Genomic DNA, 18229 nt, shown 5'->3' with positions numbered 1-18229 from the left:
GTGGCACACCGTTTGCAGAATTGTGACTGAGCGCGGCCCACACGGACGATGCAGGATGCAGTGCAGCGCGTGAAACACCTTTCCCCCATCGCAACGAGGTTTCACATGAAGATAGGCGTCTTTATTCCGATTGGTAACAATGGCTGGCTGATTTCGTCCAATGCGCCGCAGTACATGCCGACCTTTGAACTGAACAAAGCGATCGTGCTGAAAGCAGAGCATTACCATTTCGATTTTGCGCTCTCGATGATCAAACTGCGCGGCTTCGGCGGAAAAACCGAGTTCTGGGATCATAATCTCGAATCGTTCACCCTGATGGCAGGCCTGGCCGCCGTGACATCACGCATTGAGATCTACGCCACCGCCGCCACCCTGACGCTGCCTCCGGCGATTGTGGCGCGCATGGCGTCCACCATCGATTCCATTTCAGGCGGTCGCTTTGGCGTCAACCTGGTGACCGGCTGGCAGAAGCCGGAATATGAACAGATGGGAATGTGGCCTGGCGATGAGTACTTCAGCAGCCGCTACGCTTATCTGACCGAATACGTTACCGTGCTGCGCGACCTGTGGGGCACCGGAAAATCGGACTTTAAAGGTGAGTTCTTCACCATGAACGACTGCCGGGTGAGTCCGCAGCCGCAGCGCCCGATGAAGGTGATCTGCGCCGGACAGAGCGATGCCGGTATGGCCTTCTCTGCTCAGCACGCCGATTACAACTTCTGCTTTGGTAAAGGTGTTAACACGCCTGCCGCGTTCAGCTCTACCTCGATTCGCATGAAGCAGGCCGCTGAAAAAGCGGGCCGCGATGTCGGCTCCTATGTGCTGTTTATGATCATCGCTGCTGAAACGGACGAAGAAGCGCGGGCGAAGTGGGAACACTACAAAGCCGGTGCGGATGAAGAGGCGCTCTCCTGGCTTACCACTCAGAGTCAGCAGGACACCAAATCGGGCAGCGACACCAATGTGCGCCAGATGGCGGATCCGACCTCGGCAGTCAATATCAATATGGGCACCCTGGTGGGGTCGTATGCCAGCGTGGCGCGGATGCTGGATGAGGTTGCGCAGGTCGAAGGCACCCACGGCGTGCTGCTGACGTTTGATGACTTCCTGCAGGGTATCGAGAACTTCGGGCAGCACATTCAGCCGCTGATGGCCTGTCGCAGCGCCCTGCTCGACGCACAGCAGGAGGTGGCATGATGGCTACTGTTTATTGTGCTCACACGCCGGATGTTCCCCAGGTTGAACTGCCGGCGCGGCCAGAGCCGATCGCCTTTCCGCCTGGCCAGACCGCGCTGATTGTCGTGGATATGCAGAACGCCTACGCCACTGAAGGCGGCTATCTCGATCTGGCGGGCTTCGATGTTTCCGCCACCAAGCCGGTGATTGCGAAAATCCATCAGGCGGTGACGGCAGCCCGTGCGGCAGGTGTCCAGATCATCTGGTTCCAGAACGGCTGGGACAGTGACTATGTAGAAGCGGGCGACGCCGGTTCCCCCAATTTCCACAAATCGAATGCCCTGAAAACCATGCGTAAACGGCCTGAACTGCAGGGCTCGCTGCTGTCGAAAGGCGGCTGGGATTACGCGCTGGTCGATGAACTGGTGCCGCAACCCGGTGACATCGTGCTGCCGAAATCACGTTACAGCGGCTTCTATAACACCCCGCTCGACAGCATGCTGCGCAGCCGCGGGATCCGTCATCTGATGTTTACCGGCATCGCGACCAACGTCTGCGTTGAATCGACGCTGCGCGACGGCTTCTTTCTGGAGTACTTCGGCGTGGTGCTGGAAGACGCCACTTATCAGGCCGGCCCGCCCTTTGCTCAGCAGGCTGCCCTGTTCAATATCGAAACCTTTTTTGGCTGGGTATCGGATGTCGATACCTTCTGCGAAAGCCTGAATGCCCGCTAATCCACGATAAGGACGACGCTATGCCGAAAAGTATTATTGTTCCGCCAGGCACCACCACCCCCATTGCCCCGTTCGTTCCCGGCACGCTGGCGGATGGCGTGGTCTATGTCTCGGGTACGCTGCCGTTTGATGCTGACAACAACGTGGTGCATGTGGGTGATGCCGCAGCGCAGACCCGCCACGTGCTGGAAACCATTAAAAAGGTGATCGAGACCGCCGGTGGCAGCATGACCGATGTGACGTTTAATTCGATTTTTATCACCGACTGGTCGAACTACGCCGCGGTGAATCAGGTTTATGCCGAGTTCTTTCCCGGCGAAAAACCGGCGCGCTTCTGTATTCAGTGCGGTCTGGTCAAGCCTGATGCGCTGATTGAGATCGCCAGCGTGGCGCACATCGGCAAAGCGGAGGTCTGATGCAGCTGGATATTCTGGGTCTGCAAAATCCCGATGCACCGACACTGGTGCTCTCATCCGGTCTGGGCGGCGTGGCGGGTTTCTGGCAGCCGCAGCTGGCCGCGCTAACGGCACGCTATCGCGTGGTGACCTATGACCAGCGCGGCACCGGTCGCAGCGCTGACAGCCTGCCGGAAGGCTACAGCATGGCGATGATGGCGGCGGAACTGGCCGCCGCGCTGGCGCAGCACGGCATCCTGCGCTTCAGCCTGATCGGTCACGCGCTTGGCGGTCTGATGGGGATGCAGCTGGCGCTGGATTATCCGGATCGGATCGAACGGATCGCGGTGATCAATGGCTGGCTGACGCTGCATCCCCATACCCGTCGTTGCTTTCAGGTACGTCAGGACCTGCTGCTCAACGTCGGCGTCGAGGCATTTGTCCGCGCTCAGCCGCTGTTTCTCTATCCTGCGGAGTGGATGGCACAGCATCAGACACGGCTGGATCAGGAAGATAGCCATCACGTCGCACATTTTCAGGGGATGGAAAATCTGATGCGGCGGCTGCACGCCCTGATGAGCGCCGACTTCAGCGCGCGGGCTGCTGCCATTCCACAACCGGTGCTGGTGATTGCCAGCCAGGACGATCTGCTGGTGCCGTGGAGCTGCTCCACTGAGCTGGCCGCGGCCCTGCCCAATGCGACTGAACAGATGATGGCCTGGGGCGGCCACGCCATGAGCGTCACCGCCCCCGAAAACTTTAATGCCCTGCTGCTGCTGTGGCTGGATCAGACTGATGACGTGCAGCCGCTGCAGCGCGTCGTCGGATAACCTTTTCGCGGAGAACACGATGAGCCTGGATACCCTTACCCCTGCCGTTGAGAAAACTGAGTTTCGTAATGCGATGTCGCGGCTGGGTGCTGCGGTCAACATCATCACCACTGAAGGCCCGGCCGGACGCGCAGGCTTTACGGCCTCGGCGGTGTGCAGCGTCACGGATTCGCCGCCGACGCTGCTGGTCTGCCTTAACCGCTCTGCCTCGGTTTACCCGGTGTTCCGCGAAAACATGCAGCTCTGCGTCAATACGCTGGCGGCGGGCCATGAAACGCTCTCCAATCTGTTCGGCGGCAAAACGCCAATGGCTGATCGTTTTATTGCCGCTGAGTGGTCAACGGCCGTGACCGGCTCGCCGGTGCTGAGCGGCGCCGTCGCGTCCTTTGACTGCCGCATCACTCAGATTGTCAGCGTCGGTACGCATGACACGCTGTTCTGCGAAGTCGTGGGGTTAGTGCGCAATGATGACACCCACGGTCTGGCGTGGTTTGACCGGGGATACCATCCCCTGTTGCGGCAGGATGCCTGTTAACGCTTCCCTGAATCCCACCGGCATTCATAACGCTCTGGAGTAGACGATGGCACGATCCTGGTTTCCGCAATGGCAAAAGAAGTCGGCATTAACAGAAAACGGTATTATCGCCCCGGATGAGACCCTGCCTCTGGGGCAGACGCTGGTGCTGGGTTTACAGCATGCGGTAGCGATGTTTGGCGCAACGGTGCTGATGCCCCTGCTGATGGGGCTGGATCCCAATCTGGCCATTCTGGTCTCGGGTATAGGCACGCTGCTGTTCTTCTTTATCACCGGCGGTCGGGTGCCCAGTTATCTCGGGTCGAGCGCTGCCTTTGTCGGCGTGGTCATTGCGGTAACCGGCTTCAGTGGTCAGGGGCTGAATCCCAATCTCAGCGTGGCGCTGGGCGGCGTGATCGCCTGCGGCCTGCTCTACACGCTGATTGGTCTGGTGGTGATGAAGTCCGGCACGCGCTGGATTGAAAATCTGATGCCGCCGGTCGTGACCGGTGCGGTGGTGATGGCTATCGGGCTGAATCTGGCCCCTATTGCGGTTCACAGCGTCTCCGCCTCGTCATTCGACAGCTGGGTTGCGGTGATGACCGTACTCTGCATTGGTCTGGTAGCGGTATTTACCCACGGGATGATTCAGCGACTGCTGATTCTGGTCGGCCTGATTCTGGCCTGGGCGATCTATGCACTGCTGACCAACGGTCTGGGGCTGGGTAAGCCGGTCGATTTTACCCTGCTGTCACAGGCCGCCTGGTTTGGTCTGCCGCACACCACCGCTCCCACCTTTGATCTGCAGGCGATGGTGCTTATCGCCCCGGTGGCGATCATTCTGGTGGCTGAAAACCTCGGGCATCTGAAAGCGGTGGCGGGCATGACCGGACGCAATCTCGATCCTTACATGGGACGCGCTTTTGTTGGCGATGGCCTGGCCACCATGCTCTCCGGCTCAATCGGCGGCAGTGGCGTCACCACCTATGCCGAAAATATCGGGGTGATGGCGGTGACCAAAGTCTATTCTACGCTGGCATTTGTCGCCGCGGCGGTCATCGCCATCCTCGCCGGTTTCTCGCCGAAGTTTGGTGCGCTGATCCACACTATTCCGGCCCCGGTGATTGGCGGCGCATCCATTGTAGTGTTCGGGCTGATTGCGGTAGCGGGTGCCCGCATCTGGGTACAGAACCATGTTGATTTAGGCCAGAACAGTAACCTGATCATGGTGGCGACCACACTGGTGCTCGGAGCCGGGGATTTCGCGCTGAAAATCGGTTCTTTCACGCTGGGGGGTATCGGTACCGCCACCTTTGGCGCGATTATCCTCAATGCGATTCTGCGCCGACGCAGTGCGGCAAAGCAGGACAAGCCACTGGCGCGACAGCAGGGTTAACGACCTACTCCAGCGGTGTGGCAGCAGGCTGCACCGCTTTTTTTCGTTTCAGCCGCAGCTCACTGACGATCACCCCGCAGACGATCAGCGCGCCGCCCAGCAACGCCAGCGCAGGCAGGCGCTCACCCGCAATACGCCCCACGACGCCGGCCCAGACCGGTTCCCCGGCATAAATCACCGTAGCGCGGGTTGGCGAAACGCTGCGTTGCGCCCAGTTCATGGTGACCTGAATCAGGGCGCTGGCTGCACCCAGCCCCAGCGCGCTGAGCAGCAGCGGCGTTGAGATGGCAGGCACCGTTTCCCCATTGGGGATCATCAGACCAAAGGCGCACAGCGATGCCACCGCCAGCTGGATCAGGGTCACACGGCGCACATCGACCTTACCGGCATAGCGGCTGATTAAGATGATCTCGGCGGCGATCGCCAGGGTACTGATCAGCGTCGCTATTTCACCTGCATTCAGAGTGATGCGACCATCCTGCGGCCCGGCCACCAGCAGCAGGCCGGTAAACGCCAGTACAATCCCCAGCCACGACATCAATCCCGGCGGACGGCGCAGAAACAGCCATTGCAGCAACGGCACGACAGGGACATAGAGCGCGGTGAGAAAGGCGGACTGACTGCTGGAAATGGTCTGCATTCCCCACGTCTGAAGACCATAGCCCCCGGCGATCGACAGGCCAATCAGCGCGCCCGCTTTCACCTCCAGCCAGGTCATGCCTGCCAGATAGCGGCGGAAAAAGAGCGCCAGCAGCAGCGCGGCGGTGGCAAAACGCAGGCCGACAAAGAAGAACGGGCCGGAGTGCTGCATCGCACGATGCACCACCAGAAAGGTGCCGCCCCAGATCATGGTTATGAAAAGTAATACCAGCTCCTGCCGCGTCAGGCGCAGGGTTAAACCGCGGAGTGTGTCCGACATAATTCACCTGATGATGTGTCCGGACAATATTGTGGGGAGAGCGAGGGGGAAAAGCAACGACGTTAACCGCCGGTCTCAACCGGCGGCAGTGTGGGGTTATGCGTCCGGTTTTTTAGGACTGCTGCGTCCCCCTTTCTCCCCGGCACGCGCGGCGCGCTGCGGATCGTTTTTAAAATTACCGCCGCTGTTTTTCCCCCCTTTACGTCCCGCTTCTGCGGCACGTTCACGGTTTTCAGCAAAATTTCCAGAACCCCCACGATGTGTTGTCATGATTTGCTCCTGTCGCGTAGTGCGATAATTAAGAATTAAAAACAGAGGGCTGACGGCCCGAAACGCGAGCTCAGCCCATGTTTAAATAATAGCCAGATTATCCTTTCACTCGTCCGCCAGTCACATTTAGCAACAGAGTAATCACCAGAAATTTGGCTAAACAACGAACACTCTGCCGACTTACAACCGATTAGCTGCTGATTTATTGCCCGACTCCTCCGTTCCGGCTTCGGCATCGCCTGCGTAAAACGAAAGCTCTTCTATACTTTTTCTGGACGTCAAAACCATCTGGAGAGATCAATGGCTAAGATTCTGGTGCTCTACTACTCGATGTACGGACATATTGAAACAATGGCGAACGCGGTTGCAGAAGGCGCTCGTCGGGTTCCCGGCGCGGAAGTGGATATCCTGCGGGTACCAGAAACGATGGAGGCCGATCGCTTTGCCCAGGTGGGCGGCAAAACCGATCAGCAGGCAGCAGAAGCCACGCCTGAGGTGCTGCCGCACTATGACGCAATTATCGTCGGTACCCCGACCCGCTTCGGCAACATGGCCGGACAGATGCGGACATTCTGGGATCGCACCGGCGGACTCTGGGCGTCAGGCGCGCTGTTTGGCAAGGTTGCCAGCGTCTTTACCTCAACCGGCACCGGCGGCGGTCAGGAACAGACCATCACGTCTGTCTGGACCACCCTGGCGCATCACGGCATGGTGATTGTGCCAATCGGCTACGGAACCAAAGAGTTGTTCGATATTTCACAGGTTCGCGGTGGAACGCCTTATGGAGCCACCACCCTGGCGGGCGGCGATGGTTCGCGTCAGCCTACCGAAGCGGAACTGAATATCGCCCGTTTTCAGGGCGAACATGTTGCCGGACTGACCGTCAAACTGCAGGACTGATTTAATCAAGGAGAAAAGTATGTCTACTGAACAATCGAAAGCACATCACGTTGGCGAATGGGCAAGTCTGCGTCATACCTCCCCTGAAATTGCCGAGGCCATTTTCGAAGTGGCTGACTACGATGAAAAACTGGCAGAAGAGATCTGGCGTCAGCAAGGCAGTGATGACGTGCTGATTCGCGCCTTTGAAAAAACCGATAAAGATCTCCTGACCTGGGATGACAAGCCCGTAGAACGTAAGAACGTCTGATTCAGGGGCGGGACTTTCCCGCCCTCAATTTTTAGCTCACCAAGGAGTACGCTATGTCTTCCTATCAAAGCATTAATCCCGCAAACAACCAGTTGCTGAAAAGCTGGCCGTCACACGATGAAGCCGCCGTCAGCCATGCCCTCGAAGTGGCCGATCGCCTTTTCCATTCTTCATGGAGCAAAGGTGATATTCAGCCGCGTCTGCAGGTACTGAAAAAACTGGCTGACCTGATTGATAGCCGCGCGGAAGAACTGGCCACCATCGCCAGTAAAGAGATGGGTAAACTGATTGGTCAGAGCCGCGGAGAAGTGAAAATCTGCTCGCAGATTGCCCGCTACTACGCAGAGAATGCGGAACGTATTCTGCAGCCGCAGTCCTATCCCAGCGATCTGGGCGAAGCCTGGGTTGAGTATCACCCGATTGGCGTTTTAGTCGCCGTCGAGCCGTGGAACTTCCCTTACTATCAGCTGATGCGCGTGCTGGCACCTAACCTGGCGCTGGGTAACCCGGTGCTGGCAAAACATGCCAATATCGTGCCGCACTGTGCCGATATCTTTGAGAAGCTGGTTCGTGAAGCGGGTGCGCCTGAAGGGGCCTGGACTAACCTGTTCATCTCCACCGATCAGGTCGCCGATCTGATTGCTGACGACCGCGTACAGGGTGTCGCCCTGACTGGTTCCGAGCGCGCGGGCAGCGCCGTGGCTGAGCAGGCCGGTAAGCATCTTAAGAAATCGACGCTGGAGCTGGGTGGCAATGACGTGTTTGTGGTGCTGGATGATGCCGATCTTGATGAAGCGGTACGTCAGGGCGTGCAGGCTCGCCTCAGCAACTGCGGACAGGTCTGTACCGCCGCAAAACGTTTTATTCTGCATGAGAAGATTGCCGATCGCTTTATCAGCCAGTTCAGCGCTGCACTGAGTTCCGCTACGCTGGGCGATCCGCTGGATGAGAAGACTACGCTTGGCCCGCTCTCCTCCGCTGACGCGCGTGACCGTCTGGTGAAACAGGTAGACGAAGCCGTCGCCAATGGCGCAAAACTGGTCACGGGCGGCAAAGCCGTTGAAGGTGCAGGTTGCTATTATCAGCCAACCATTCTCACTGGCATTACTCCGGATAATCCCGCCTATTATCAGGAGTTCTTCGGTCCGGTCGCGCAGGTTTATGTCATAGGGGACGATCAGGCGGCTGTGGCGCTGGCGAACGACTCTCACTATGGTCTGGGCGGCTCGGTCTGGACACGCGATATTGCACGCGGTCGTAAACTGGCCTCTGCCATTGAAACCGGCATGGTGTTTATCAACTCTCAGAGCGACACCTCAGCGGAACTGCCCTTTGGTGGCGTGAAACGTTCAGGTTATGGCCGTGAGCTGTCTGATCTGGGCATTAAAGAGTTTGCTAACCAGAAACTGGTGGTCGTGGCGGGTTAATCGCCTTGCAGCCATAAAAAAACCCCGTCTCGACGGGGTTTTTTATTATCAGCCGGATAGCGCGATTACTGTGTTGCCACAGCTGCTGACTTTGAGTCGTCGTTGTGCGCTGTTGCAGGCGTGTTCGAGGCGTTAGCCTGGTCAGCCGCACCTTTATCGGCACTGGCTGATTTCGCTGCCGCGTTGTCCGCTTTCGCTTTCTCAGCGGCGGCTTTATCCGCTGCTGCCTTGTCCGCTTTTGCCTTCTCAGCCGCAGCTTTATCGGCTGCTGCCTTGTCCGCTTTTGCCTTCTCAGCCGCAGCTTTATCGGCTGCTGCCTTGTCCGCTTTTGCTTTTTCAGCGGCGGCTTTATCCGCTTCAGACTTCTCAGCGGCAGCTTTATCGGCGTCAGCCTTCTCTTTGGCTGCGGTCGCTTTATCCGCTTCAGCCTTATCAGCAGCAGCATCATTGGTCGCTGCGGCTTTCGCAGTGTCGTCGTCAGACTGGGCTGCCGGTTGTGGTGCCGCCACTGGCTGCATTGGCGTGCCCTGCAACGCAGCATTCAGCACCTGAGAGAACTGATCCCAGCTGCAATAGCCGTTTGCATCGGTCTCACAACCCGCCAGCTGCAGCGTAACGCGCTTCGGTGGGTTCTTCAGGCTCAGCACGTCTGCGTTGCGCAGCTGATCGGCGCTCTGATAGACATACTCAACTTTGAGCAGGTCTTTATCATTTTTCGCATCATGCCAGCGTTCGAAAACAACCTGACCGCCAATCGGCGTTTTTTCGAAGGTATCAGGCAGTTCATAAGGCTTGACCTGCAACGCGCTCAGCAGCGAGGCGATGTTTGAGTCATGGCCTACCATCAGCGTAATTTTTGGCGCGTTGGCTTTGTCCTGATCCACTAACTGACTGCGGATGTAGTCCACCAGCGGTGCCGCCACTTCACGGGAAATGTCCGGGCTGGTAAACAGCGCATCCTGGTAACCATTTTTAATCGCTGACAGCTCTTTCCACTGCTCAGGCGTTTTGATCTGGCCCCATGCAACCTGATCCAGCGGGAAACCTTCGTAATATTGCAGCGTGAACGCATCCATCAGGGAATTCCCCGTTTTCAGCGGGCCACTGACATTCGGTTCTTTACCATTTTCAGCGCTGAAGGTGTTCTGACCACTGCTGAGGTCGCACTGCTTTTTATTGTTGCAGGCAGGCGATGCTTTGTAATCGACAATCTTTTCCAGGCGCTGGAAGGCAGGCTTCAGCGACAGTTTTTCATTTGCAGCGGCCATCTCAGCCAGCGCTTTCTTATTGAATGCTTCACTGCCATCTGTGATAACCGGATTGAAGATAGGATCCATGGAACCCATTTCATCCTGATGAGAAACAGCGACGTCACAGCCCGGGAAGGCGCCATTAACAAAGAACTGGGCGGTGGCCACAGTGCGCTGCAGGCTGTTGGCGTAAACAAAGACGTTATTGCTGTCAGGACAGCTGCCGTTCTTCACCAGGCCCTGCTGTGCCAGCCACTGACGGGTATAGTTACCCATGTAGACTTCCAGCACACCACCTTTCGTGGTCAGCTGTCCGCCGGGAACATCCCACTGCGGCCAGCTCTTTTTGGTCGACTGCGCCAGCACGCTGCCATTATCAGCCAGCGGTGCACGCAGATTGTGACGACTTAACATCAGCACCTGTTGCAACTGCATATCACCCTCAGCAGCAAATGCTACCGTTCCGACCGGCAATGCAGCGAGCACTGACAATGCGCAAAGACTCAGTTTCTTGATCATTGTGCCTATTCCATTCATTCAGTAAAGAAACACTCTGGCTATCAACCCATTAGCTCGCCTCAGAGCGATGTAATCAACAGTGTAACTCAGCTCGCCTCAGAAAAGCGCCAGATGTTTGCAAAAACGGTGAGTGGACTATAGCAGAGATGCACCGGAGAGATGAATGCGCAGCCACGCGTCACAGAGAGTGGCACGCTTTTTTCGGACAGGAAGAAGTAACAGAGAGAGCAGAAACGAAACAGGCCAGCACTGCGTGCTGGCCTGTAAAATGTGGCGGAGGAGGAGAGATTCGAACTCTCGGATGGTTTCCCATCGGCGGTTTTCAAGACCGCTGCCTTAAGCCGCTCGGCCACCCCTCCGTTTTGAAACTGTACTGCATTGGCAAAACATCTATTTTTGCCGCTTTATTGCCCAGGGCAGATAAAGTGGCGGAGGAGGAGAGATTCGAACTCTCGGATGGTTTCCCATCGGCGGTTTTCAAGACCGCTGCCTTAAGCCGCTCGGCCACCCCTCCGCAATGACGCGCACTATAAACACCCCGTTTAGGGATGTAAAGCACCTATCTGTCTATTCGCCTGAAAAACAGCCAGATTGTGATTTTTCGGTGTCAAAATCGCCACTCTGCTCAAACAATTAGCAGTTTAGCGCGTAAAGAAGGGTAAAACGCCTTTTCCCTCTTTAATGGCCTGCGTATTCTCGGCACATATTTGGTGTTCTGCTTAAAGGAGCGCAACATGGAAAGAATTGTCACCTCATCGCAGTCCTCACTGCTGTCTACGCACAGAGTTCTGCGCAATACCTATTTTCTTCTCGGACTGACCCTGGCCTTCTCGGCCGTTACGGCTACCGCCAGCACCCTGCTGGCCCTGCCTGCGCCGGGTTTAATCCTGATGCTGGTTGGCTTCTATGGCTTAATGTTTTTAACCTACCGTCTGGCTAACAGCCCGATGGGCATTCTGGCCGCTTTTGCCTTTACCGGCTTCCTGGGTTATTGCCTGGGGCCTATCCTGAGCTCATTCTTAACCGCAGGCATGGGTGACGTGATAGCGCTGGCGCTGGGCGGCACGGCGCTGGTGTTCTTCTGCTGTTCGGCCTACGTGCTGACCACCCGTCGTGATATGTCCTTCCTCGGCGGCATGATGATGGCAGGTTTCGTTGTGTTGCTGGTTGCTGTGGTAGCCAACATCTTCCTGCAGCTGCCTGCATTGCATCTGGCCATCAGCGCCCTGTTCATTCTGTTTTCAGCCGGTGCGATTTTGTGGGAAACCAGCAACATCATTCACGGTGGCGAAACCAACTACATCCGGGCGACGGTCAGCCTCTATGTTTCGCTCTATAACATCTTTGTCAGCCTGCTGAGCCTGCTGGGGTTTGCCCGCAGTAACTAATCCGCAGTGACAGTGGCCTGTAAAACCCCGCTTCGGCGGGGTTTTTGCTTTTACTGCCCGCCAGGTTTGATAAACTGCGCCGTCATTTACTAAGAGGATGTCACGTGAATTTTAACGGTAACGAAATCGTCGTCGATGCCGAAGGCTATCTGAAGCATCCCGGCGACTGGAGTGAAGCACTGGCTGTCCACATCGCTGAGCAGGAAGGCCTGACCCTGACCGAAGCACACTGGGAAGTGGTCCATTTTGTGCGCGCCTTTTATCTGGAATATAACACCTCACCCGCCGTGCGAATGCTGGTGAAGGCGATGGCGCAGAAATATGGCGAAGAGAAAGGCAATAGCCGCTATCTGTTCCGCCTGTTCCCTGAAGGGCCGGCTAAACAGGCGACGAAAATCGCCGGCCTGCCTAAACCGGCGAAATGTCTGTAATTAACCGCTCGTAAAATCGCGGGGTGGCTCTACGGGCTGGTGCGGCTCCACCAGCACCTTTTCAACGCGCGCGCTGCGTGGCCCGCCCGCTTTAAGCCAGGCGATCAGCGCATCGACCTGCTCCGCCTCACCCCAGGCCAGCACCTCGACACTGCCGTCATCCAGATTTCGCGCATAGCCCAGTACGCCCAGCGTCCTGGCTTCTGCCTGAGTACTGTAACGAAACCCGACGCCCTGGACGCGGCCATGAACCCATGCTTTAAAACAGGCTGCTGACATTATTCTCTCCTGCTGCTGTTCGTTGCAATTTCCCGTTATCCACCGGACAATGGCGCCTCATTTTTTCAGGTAAGCATAGCAAACTATGACAGTCAGATTGATTCTCGCAAAGGGACGTGAAAAGTCCCTGCTCCGTCGCCATCCATGGGTCTTTTCAGGTGCCGTTGCGCGTCTGGAAGGTAAAGCGCAACTGGGTGAAACCATTGACGTTTGTGACAGCAACGGTAAATGGCTGGCTCGCGCCGCTTATTCACCCGAGTCGCAGATCCGCGCCCGCGTCTGGAGCTGGCAGGCCGATGAATCCATCGATATCGCCTTCTTTGTCCGCCGTTTTGAACAGGCACAGCAGTGGCGCGAATGGCTGGCGGCCCGCGATGGTCTGGACAGCTATCGCCTGATCGCCGGTGAATCTGATGGTTTACCGGGCGTCACCATTGACCGCTTTGGCAACTTTTTAGTGATGCAGCTGCTCTCAGCAGGCGCAGAATATCAGCGTGCAGCGATCATCACCGCCCTGCAGCACTGTTTCCCTGGCTGCGCCATCTATGACCGTTCTGACGTCGCCGTTCGTAAGAAAGAGGGGCTGGCGCTGACGCAGGGCACCGTTACCGGTGAACTGCCACCGCCGCTGCTGCCGATTACCGAACATGGCATGAAGCTGCTGGTGGATATCCAGGGCGGTCACAAAACCGGCTATTACCTTGATCAGCGTGATAGCCGTCTCGCCACGCGTCGTTACGCACAGGATGCCCGCGTCCTTAACTGCTTCTCTTACACCGGCGGATTCGCGGTTTCTGCGCTGATGGGTGGCTGTAAAGAAGTGATCAGCGTGGATACCTCCCAGGAGGCGCTGGACGTTGCCCGTCAGAACGTTGAACTCAATGAGCTGGATCTCTCCCGCGCGCAATTTGAGCGTGATGATGTTTTCAAACTGCTGCGCCGTTATCGTGACAGTGGCGAGAAATTTGATCTGATTATTATGGATCCGCCAAAGTTCGTTGAAAACAAAAGCCAGTTGATGGGCGCCTGTCGCGGCTATAAAGACATTAATATGCTCGCCATTCAGTTACTGAATCCGGGCGGCGTATTAATGACCTTCTCCTGCTCCGGTCTGATGGCCACCGATCTGTTCCAGAAGATTATCGCCGATGCCGCGCTGGATGCGGGCCGCGAAGTACAGTTTATCGAGCAGTTCCGCCAGGCCGCAGATCATCCGGTGATCGCCAGCTATCCGGAAGGTCTCTACCTGAAAGGTTTCGCCTGCCGCGTCATGTGACTTGAAAAAACGGCTCCTGCCCCCATATTGGTAAGAGAGCTTTTTTTTCGGAGGTCACAATGATTGCCAGTAAATTTGGTATTGGTCAGCAGGTTCGTCATCGTTTGTCCGGCGTACTGGGCGTTATCGTCGATGTCGATCCTGAATACTCGTTAGATGAGCCTAAAATTGAAGATGTTGGCGCGGAAGAGAAAATGCGCACCGCGCCCTGGTATCATGTGGTGATGGAAGATGAGGAAGGCGATCAGGTACATACCTACGTTGCTGAGATTCAGCTTTCCGGCGAAACCAGCATTGAACACCCTGAGCAGCCTTCAATGGATGAGCTGGCAGCATCGGTACGTCAGCAATTACAGGCACCTCATCTGCGACATTAATCTGTGGCGGCACGCTCTGCCGCCACACTCATTATTTCTGACGCGTTATTCCCAGGCGCGGAATTTCAATCTTCGGGCAGCGATCCATAATTACCGTCATGCCCGCATCCTGTGCCAGAACCGCCGCCTGCTCATTAATCACACCCAGCTGCAGCCATAATGTTTTTGCCCCCACGGCAATAGCCTCCTGGGCCACGCCCCACGCGGCTTCAGAATTGCGAAAGACATCCACCATATCAATCTTGCCCGGTACATCCGCCAGGCTGGCATACCCCTGCTGCCCCAGCAGCGTTTTCCCTGCCAGTTTCGGGCTGACCGGGATCACCTCATATCCCTGGTCGAGCAGATATTTCATCACACCGTAACTGGGACGTTCGGGGCGATCGCTTGCTCCGACTAAGGCGATACGTTGGGTGCGCGTCAGCACCTCACGAATTGTCTGATCGTTCATGTTTATCTCCTTTCAGGCCAGTGTTGAGTGTAGATTGGCGTGCCCTTTAGCGGGTAAGTCCTCAGCAAAATTAATTGAACCCGCGCACGAATAAATATGTTTAAATGTAAATTAACTGCCATAATGTAAGAATTTGCTACACACCATCCTTTGTGTCTTCAGTTACCGGAGTTGAAATGAAGCTGTCGCTGGCTGTAACGGGGTTAATTACCCTCCTCGTTTCGGCGTCCTGTTCTGCCATCACATTAAAGCTCGATCCTCAGATCGATTTGCTGGTGCTGGATGGTCGAAAAATTTCAGGCTCCCTTCTCAAAGGTGCAGACAGCCTGGAGCTGGACCGCGGTCAGCATCAGTTTCTGTTTCGGGTAGAGCAGCAGCGCAAAGGTCAGAATGAGAACGTCATCGCTTATCAGTCGGTACCGATGATTGTCACGTTCACCGCGGTTGCCAAAACCATTACCATTCGGTTGCCTGCGCTGGAGACAAAACGCGAGCGTTATCATTTTGACCGCAGCCTGAACTTTCAGCTGGTGGATGAAAAAGGCACGGAGATTACCAGCGTGCGCGACCACCTGCCGGTCACCACATCCGCAGATATGGAAAAAGCGATGCTGAATTATAATCGCACCCGCCAGATTGCCTCTGTGCCGCGGTTTGCAAATACCCCTTCTGCAACGCCCTCTTCCGTCCGGCTTACCGCCGATCTGGACTGGACTACTCAGGCCGAACTGCCCTCGCTGCACCGCTGGTTTCACCGCTTCGATGAAGCCACGCGTCAGCAGCTTCTGACGCTGGTCAAAATGCTACGTACGAGTTGATAGAGTCGAAAGGCCAGAGGTACACTCGTGCTCTCTCTTCTTGCGCATGAGCCTTACCAGGACGCCTTTATGGAACAGACTGTTCGTACCCTCGGCACCACAAAACATATCGCGCTGGTCGCCCACGACCACTGCAAAGCTGCCCTGCTTGACTGGGTGAAACAAAACCAGCCCGCGCTGGAATCGCACATCCTCTATGCTACCGGCACTACCGGGAATCTGATCAATCGCGATACGGGTCTGAATGTGACAGCCATGCTGAGCGGCCCGATGGGCGGCGATCAGCAGGTGGGTGCGCTGATTTCGGAAGGGAAGATCGATGCACTGATTTTTTTCTGGGATCCGCTCAACGCAGTGCCGCACGATCCGGATGTCAAAGCGCTGCTGCGTCTGGCTACCGTATGGAATATCCCGGTAGCCACTAACCGCTCCACGGCTGACTTTATCATTCAGTCGCCACTGTTTGCGCAAAGTGTAGAGATTATGATCCCCGACTATCAGCGCTATCTGGCCGATCGTCTGAAGTAACTCAGGCTTTACGCAGCACCGGCACACCCAGCTCGCGGAAGTGATCGACAAACGGTGACGGCGCTGCCTTATCGAACATCAGAAAAACCTGCTGACGCGCGCGCGTCAGTGCCACATAGGCCAGACGGCGCTCTTCTGCATCAGGGAACGCTTCTGGCTGCGGTAATAAGCCCTGTTCAATAATCGATTCGCGCGCCTCTGCCGGGAAGCCCTCTTTACCCTGCTGTAATCCCAGCAAAATGACGTAATCTGCCTGCTGACCTTTGCTGGCATGAATCGTCATAAATTCCAGATTGAGCTTTGGCCAGCGGGTTCTGGCTTTATCCAGTAAATCCGGCCGCAGATAGTGATAACGCGCCAGCAGCAGAATTCGCTCATCAGGCTTCGCGTAACCGCTGAGTTTGTTCAGCAAGGCTTCCAGCTGATCCTGCGCCAGCAGCGAAATCGACTTTTTATTGCCTTTGGTGACGCTGTTCAGCGGTTTTGCCAGCTGCTGCGGATTCTGTTGTATAAACCGGTTGGCAATGTCGCCGATGCGGTCGTTGAAACGGTAGGTTGTGTCTAGTACGCAGCGGTCTCCCTCACCAAAATAGTGATGGAATGCCGTCGTCAGCGTCATCTCCGCCCCACTAAAGCGGTAGATGGCCTGCCAGTCATCGCCAACAGCAAACAGTGCGGTACGCTTATTCTGCTGGCGCAATGCGCTCAGCAACGCGGCACGCTGAGGCGAGATATCCTGGAATTCATCCACCAGAATGTGTTTCCACGGACTGATAAACCGTCCTTTTTCCAGAATGGCAATCGCCTGGTGAATCAGACCTGAGAAATCGACCGCGCCCTCCTCTTTTAATGCGCTCTTCCACGCTTTCAGCAACGGTGCCATCAGTTTAATGCGCTTACTGAAGAGATCGCGGATCTCTTCGGGCACGTCGGCGATCATCGCTGCCTGCGCGCCGCCATGCATGCGCATCAGACCAAGCCAGCGCTCCAGCCGTGACGCCAGCCGGTTTGCCAGCCTGTCGTCCTCCCAGAATGGCCCCTCGGGCAACTCCCACTCCAGTTCATCACGCAGCCACTGACGCCAGCCGTTTGCCTGCGCCTTCTTCTCATGGCACTGCTGCCGCCACTGCTGGATCAGCAGCGTGCGACGCGCATCGGCATCACTCTCAAGTTTGCTGATAACCGGCTGCTTATTACTGCCTTCACGAATAATATGCAGTGCCAGAGAATGGAAAGTCCGCGCCTGGATGTCAGCGGCGGAGAGCCGCGACTGGAGACGTGCGTTCATCTCTTCAGCCGCCTGGCGGCCAAATGCCAGTAACAGGATTTGATCGGCGCTGGCCAGCTTGCGCTGCATTAACCAGCCTGCACGAGCCACCAGCACCGAGGTTTTACCGCTGCCCGCGCCTGCCAGCACCAGCAGAGAATTCTCGCCATTAACCACCGCCTCACATTGCGACTGATTGAGTGGCGTGCTCTCGACGCTGGCAAAGAAATCCTGATAGCGGGTGAGCATGGCGGCCGTCCAGTCGCGGTTTCGCTGCCGCAACGCCGTTTCACCCTGCTCCAGCCAGCGCTGACAGAATTGCCAGTTATCCCGGCAGTCAGCAAAATCTTTTAAGCGGGAGAGCGGCATCGGCAATGCATCGAACTGTTTGAGGATGTTGGTTTTCAGCGCCTGCAACTCGTGGCGGTTCAGCCAGCGATCCTGCGCGCCAAACGCCTCGATTTCGTCGCGTAGCGCCTGCAGCACCTCGCGGCACACTGCGCTCATCTCCAGACTCCAGCTCTGCCAGGCCTGCAGCAGATAGTGGTGAAAGCGCTGCGTTTCCTGCCATTCCGTGCCATGCAGGCGGACCACTTTTTCATCGGCCAGCAAAAACTCCAGCTCGCCCCACACCAGCCCGCGCTTGCAGGCGATATCCAGTAACTGGTTAAAGGGGATCAGATACTCATGCTTATCGCCGCTGACTTCGACGCCTGCCGCCATCAAACGGACACGATTATAAGGATGCTGGGCAAGCCGTTTGCCCATCGAGGTTGCTTTCAGTTCCACGCCGACACCAACGTCAGAGAATAGGATTAGGGGGAGTTTACCTGT

Annotated in this window: 21 protein-coding genes and 2 tRNA genes; 15 read left to right on the top strand and 8 right to left on the bottom strand. The window is 56.5% G+C overall.

What is annotated here, in order from left to right; all coding sequences use genetic code 11:
* Nucleotides 1-105: 105 nt before the first annotated feature.
* Genes rutA through rutG form a run of 6 tightly spaced genes read left to right on the top strand, consistent with a single transcriptional unit; the run spans nucleotide 106 to nucleotide 5045 of the window.
* Nucleotides 106-1197 carry a pyrimidine utilization protein A gene (gene rutA, locus ACMGGP_RS05870; protein WP_010669800.1) on the top strand — a complete coding sequence of 364 codons (1092 nt, stop codon included), beginning with the start codon at nucleotides 106-108 and terminating at the stop codon, nucleotides 1195-1197.
* The gene (gene rutB / locus ACMGGP_RS05865) at nucleotides 1194-1910 is read left to right on the top strand and encodes a pyrimidine utilization protein B (protein ID WP_022625911.1); all 717 of its coding nucleotides are present in this window, start codon (nucleotides 1194-1196) and stop codon (nucleotides 1908-1910) included. The genes rutA and rutB overlap by 4 nt, the downstream gene beginning before the upstream one ends.
* A 20-nt stretch (nucleotides 1911-1930) precedes the next feature.
* The gene (gene rutC, locus ACMGGP_RS05860) at nucleotides 1931-2326 is read left to right on the top strand and encodes a pyrimidine utilization protein C (RefSeq protein WP_033766884.1); all 396 of its coding nucleotides are present in this window, start codon (nucleotides 1931-1933) and stop codon (nucleotides 2324-2326) included.
* Nucleotides 2326-3135, top strand: a complete 810-nt coding sequence (gene rutD / locus ACMGGP_RS05855; protein WP_498798260.1) for a pyrimidine utilization protein D — start codon at nucleotides 2326-2328, stop codon at nucleotides 3133-3135. Before rutC ends, rutD begins: the two co-directional genes overlap by 1 nt.
* A 19-nt stretch (nucleotides 3136-3154) precedes the next feature.
* Nucleotides 3155-3670 (top strand): NADH-dependent FMN reductase RutF, encoded by a 516-nt coding sequence (gene rutF, locus ACMGGP_RS05850; RefSeq protein WP_029518970.1) that lies wholly within the window; start codon nucleotides 3155-3157, stop codon nucleotides 3668-3670.
* Between the two features lie 46 nt (nucleotides 3671-3716).
* Nucleotides 3717-5045, top strand: a complete 1329-nt coding sequence (gene rutG, locus ACMGGP_RS05845; RefSeq protein WP_010669797.1) for a pyrimidine utilization transport protein G — start codon at nucleotides 3717-3719, stop codon at nucleotides 5043-5045.
* Between the two features lie 4 nt (nucleotides 5046-5049).
* Here rutG and ACMGGP_RS05840 read toward each other — a convergent pair whose 3' ends face one another.
* Both ACMGGP_RS05840 and ACMGGP_RS05835 read right to left on the bottom strand, forming a co-directional pair.
* Nucleotides 5050-5964, bottom strand: coding sequence for a DMT family transporter (locus ACMGGP_RS05840; RefSeq protein ID WP_010669796.1), 915 nt, complete (start codon nucleotides 5962-5964; stop codon nucleotides 5050-5052).
* Nucleotides 5965-6060: 96 nt separating this feature from the next.
* The gene (locus ACMGGP_RS05835; protein WP_010246636.1) at nucleotides 6061-6234 is read right to left on the bottom strand and encodes a con-10 family general stress protein; all 174 of its coding nucleotides are present in this window, start codon (nucleotides 6232-6234) and stop codon (nucleotides 6061-6063) included.
* A 300-nt stretch (nucleotides 6235-6534) separates the two neighbouring features.
* Here ACMGGP_RS05835 and wrbA point away from each other — a divergent pair, with 300 nt between their 5' ends.
* From wrbA to ACMGGP_RS05820, 3 genes are read left to right on the top strand one after another with little or no spacing between them, the layout of a single operon-like run.
* A complete protein-coding gene (gene wrbA, locus ACMGGP_RS05830) occupies nucleotides 6535-7134 on the top strand; it encodes an NAD(P)H:quinone oxidoreductase (RefSeq protein ID WP_022625914.1) in 600 nt (199 codons plus the stop codon).
* A 19-nt stretch (nucleotides 7135-7153) separates the two neighbouring features.
* Nucleotides 7154-7384, top strand: coding sequence for a YccJ family protein (locus tag ACMGGP_RS05825; protein ID WP_010246639.1), 231 nt, complete (start codon nucleotides 7154-7156; stop codon nucleotides 7382-7384).
* Nucleotides 7385-7437: 53 nt separating this feature from the next.
* Nucleotides 7438-8811, top strand: coding sequence for an NAD-dependent succinate-semialdehyde dehydrogenase (locus tag ACMGGP_RS05820; protein ID WP_122889031.1), 1374 nt, complete (start codon nucleotides 7438-7440; stop codon nucleotides 8809-8811).
* A gap of 65 nt (nucleotides 8812-8876) precedes the next feature.
* Here ACMGGP_RS05820 and agp read toward each other — a convergent pair whose 3' ends face one another.
* The 3 genes from agp to ACMGGP_RS05805 all read right to left on the bottom strand — a co-directional run bounded on the left by agp (nucleotide 8877) and on the right by ACMGGP_RS05805 (nucleotide 11094).
* Complete coding sequence (agp, locus tag ACMGGP_RS05815) at nucleotides 8877-10580, bottom strand: bifunctional glucose-1-phosphatase/inositol phosphatase (protein WP_174819587.1); 1704 nt, start codon at nucleotides 10578-10580, stop codon at nucleotides 8877-8879.
* A gap of 271 nt (nucleotides 10581-10851) precedes the next feature.
* Nucleotides 10852-10939, bottom strand: a tRNA-Ser gene (locus ACMGGP_RS05810).
* A 67-nt stretch (nucleotides 10940-11006) separates the two neighbouring features.
* A tRNA-Ser gene (locus ACMGGP_RS05805) sits at nucleotides 11007-11094 on the bottom strand.
* Nucleotides 11095-11314: 220 nt separating this feature from the next.
* Between ACMGGP_RS05805 and yccA the strand changes: the two genes are divergently transcribed.
* Both yccA and ACMGGP_RS05795 read left to right on the top strand, forming a co-directional pair.
* Nucleotides 11315-11968 carry an FtsH protease modulator YccA gene (gene yccA, locus ACMGGP_RS05800; RefSeq protein WP_003850014.1) on the top strand — a complete coding sequence of 218 codons (654 nt, stop codon included), beginning with the start codon at nucleotides 11315-11317 and terminating at the stop codon, nucleotides 11966-11968.
* Between the two features lie 104 nt (nucleotides 11969-12072).
* Complete coding sequence (locus ACMGGP_RS05795) at nucleotides 12073-12399, top strand: TusE/DsrC/DsvC family sulfur relay protein (protein WP_022625917.1); 327 nt, start codon at nucleotides 12073-12075, stop codon at nucleotides 12397-12399.
* Here ACMGGP_RS05795 and yccX read toward each other — a convergent pair whose 3' ends face one another.
* Nucleotides 12400-12678, bottom strand: a complete 279-nt coding sequence (gene yccX, locus ACMGGP_RS05790; RefSeq protein ID WP_498798259.1) for an acylphosphatase — start codon at nucleotides 12676-12678, stop codon at nucleotides 12400-12402. It lies immediately after the preceding gene.
* An 85-nt stretch (nucleotides 12679-12763) separates the two neighbouring features.
* Here yccX and rlmI point away from each other — a divergent pair, with 85 nt between their 5' ends.
* Nucleotides 12764-13954, top strand: a complete 1191-nt coding sequence (gene rlmI, locus ACMGGP_RS05785; protein ID WP_022625919.1) for a 23S rRNA (cytosine(1962)-C(5))-methyltransferase RlmI — start codon at nucleotides 12764-12766, stop codon at nucleotides 13952-13954.
* A gap of 59 nt (nucleotides 13955-14013) precedes the next feature.
* Nucleotides 14014-14331 (top strand): heat shock protein HspQ, encoded by a 318-nt coding sequence (gene hspQ, locus ACMGGP_RS05780; RefSeq protein WP_010246651.1) that lies wholly within the window; start codon nucleotides 14014-14016, stop codon nucleotides 14329-14331.
* A 31-nt stretch (nucleotides 14332-14362) separates the two neighbouring features.
* Here hspQ and ACMGGP_RS05775 read toward each other — a convergent pair whose 3' ends face one another.
* The gene (locus tag ACMGGP_RS05775; protein ID WP_010669789.1) at nucleotides 14363-14782 is read right to left on the bottom strand and encodes a CoA-binding protein; all 420 of its coding nucleotides are present in this window, start codon (nucleotides 14780-14782) and stop codon (nucleotides 14363-14365) included.
* 176 nt (nucleotides 14783-14958) lie between these two features.
* On the opposite strand from ACMGGP_RS05775, the gene ACMGGP_RS05770 reads away from it, so the two are divergent.
* Together ACMGGP_RS05770 and mgsA are read left to right on the top strand one after the other, a co-directional pair.
* Nucleotides 14959-15600: a YccT family protein gene (locus ACMGGP_RS05770; protein ID WP_010669788.1), complete on the top strand. Its 642-nt coding sequence runs from the start codon at nucleotides 14959-14961 to the stop codon at nucleotides 15598-15600.
* A 69-nt stretch (nucleotides 15601-15669) separates the two neighbouring features.
* Entirely contained in the window at nucleotides 15670-16128 is a 459-nt protein-coding gene (gene mgsA, locus ACMGGP_RS05765; protein WP_010246657.1) for a methylglyoxal synthase, read from the top strand.
* Between the two features lies 1 nt (nucleotide 16129).
* On the opposite strand, the gene helD is transcribed toward mgsA, so the two are convergent.
* Nucleotides 16130-18184 carry a DNA helicase IV gene (gene helD, locus ACMGGP_RS05760; protein ID WP_124889831.1) on the bottom strand — a complete coding sequence of 685 codons (2055 nt, stop codon included), beginning with the start codon at nucleotides 18182-18184 and terminating at the stop codon, nucleotides 16130-16132.
* Nucleotides 18185-18229 lie beyond the last annotated feature (45 nt).

The sequence above is a fragment of the Curtobacterium sp. BNK-1 genome (assembly GCF_048685235.1).
Lineage (GTDB): Bacteria > Pseudomonadota > Gammaproteobacteria > Enterobacterales > Enterobacteriaceae > Pantoea > Pantoea agglomerans.
This window is presented reverse-complemented; position numbering and strand designations above follow the sequence as displayed.

Excerpts from the sequence above, each read along its gene's own strand:
- rutA (WP_010669800.1), top strand. The coding sequence starts at position 106 with ATGAAGATAGGCGTCTTTATTCCGATTGGTAACAATGGCTGGCTGATT.
- rutB (WP_022625911.1), top strand. The coding sequence starts at position 1,194 with ATGATGGCTACTGTTTATTGTGCTCACACGCCGGATGTTCCCCAGGTT.
- rutC (WP_033766884.1), top strand. The coding sequence starts at position 1,931 with ATGCCGAAAAGTATTATTGTTCCGCCAGGCACCACCACCCCCATTGCC.
- rutD (WP_498798260.1), top strand. The coding sequence starts at position 2,326 with ATGCAGCTGGATATTCTGGGTCTGCAAAATCCCGATGCACCGACACTG.
- rutF (WP_029518970.1), top strand. The coding sequence starts at position 3,155 with ATGAGCCTGGATACCCTTACCCCTGCCGTTGAGAAAACTGAGTTTCGT.
- rutG (WP_010669797.1), top strand. The coding sequence starts at position 3,717 with ATGGCACGATCCTGGTTTCCGCAATGGCAAAAGAAGTCGGCATTAACA.
- ACMGGP_RS05840 (WP_010669796.1), bottom strand. The coding sequence starts at position 5,964 with ATGTCGGACACACTCCGCGGTTTAACCCTGCGCCTGACGCGGCAGGAG.
- ACMGGP_RS05835 (WP_010246636.1), bottom strand. The coding sequence starts at position 6,234 with ATGACAACACATCGTGGGGGTTCTGGAAATTTTGCTGAAAACCGTGAA.
- wrbA (WP_022625914.1), top strand. The coding sequence starts at position 6,535 with ATGGCTAAGATTCTGGTGCTCTACTACTCGATGTACGGACATATTGAA.
- ACMGGP_RS05825 (WP_010246639.1), top strand. The coding sequence starts at position 7,154 with ATGTCTACTGAACAATCGAAAGCACATCACGTTGGCGAATGGGCAAGT.
- ACMGGP_RS05820 (WP_122889031.1), top strand. The coding sequence starts at position 7,438 with ATGTCTTCCTATCAAAGCATTAATCCCGCAAACAACCAGTTGCTGAAA.
- agp (WP_174819587.1), bottom strand. The coding sequence starts at position 10,580 with ATGATCAAGAAACTGAGTCTTTGCGCATTGTCAGTGCTCGCTGCATTG.
- yccA (WP_003850014.1), top strand. The coding sequence starts at position 11,315 with ATGGAAAGAATTGTCACCTCATCGCAGTCCTCACTGCTGTCTACGCAC.
- yccX (WP_498798259.1), bottom strand. The coding sequence starts at position 12,678 with ATGTCAGCAGCCTGTTTTAAAGCATGGGTTCATGGCCGCGTCCAGGGC.
- rlmI (WP_022625919.1), top strand. The coding sequence starts at position 12,764 with ATGACAGTCAGATTGATTCTCGCAAAGGGACGTGAAAAGTCCCTGCTC.
- hspQ (WP_010246651.1), top strand. The coding sequence starts at position 14,014 with ATGATTGCCAGTAAATTTGGTATTGGTCAGCAGGTTCGTCATCGTTTG.
- ACMGGP_RS05775 (WP_010669789.1), bottom strand. The coding sequence starts at position 14,782 with ATGAACGATCAGACAATTCGTGAGGTGCTGACGCGCACCCAACGTATC.
- ACMGGP_RS05770 (WP_010669788.1), top strand. The coding sequence starts at position 14,959 with ATGAAGCTGTCGCTGGCTGTAACGGGGTTAATTACCCTCCTCGTTTCG.
- mgsA (WP_010246657.1), top strand. The coding sequence starts at position 15,670 with ATGGAACAGACTGTTCGTACCCTCGGCACCACAAAACATATCGCGCTG.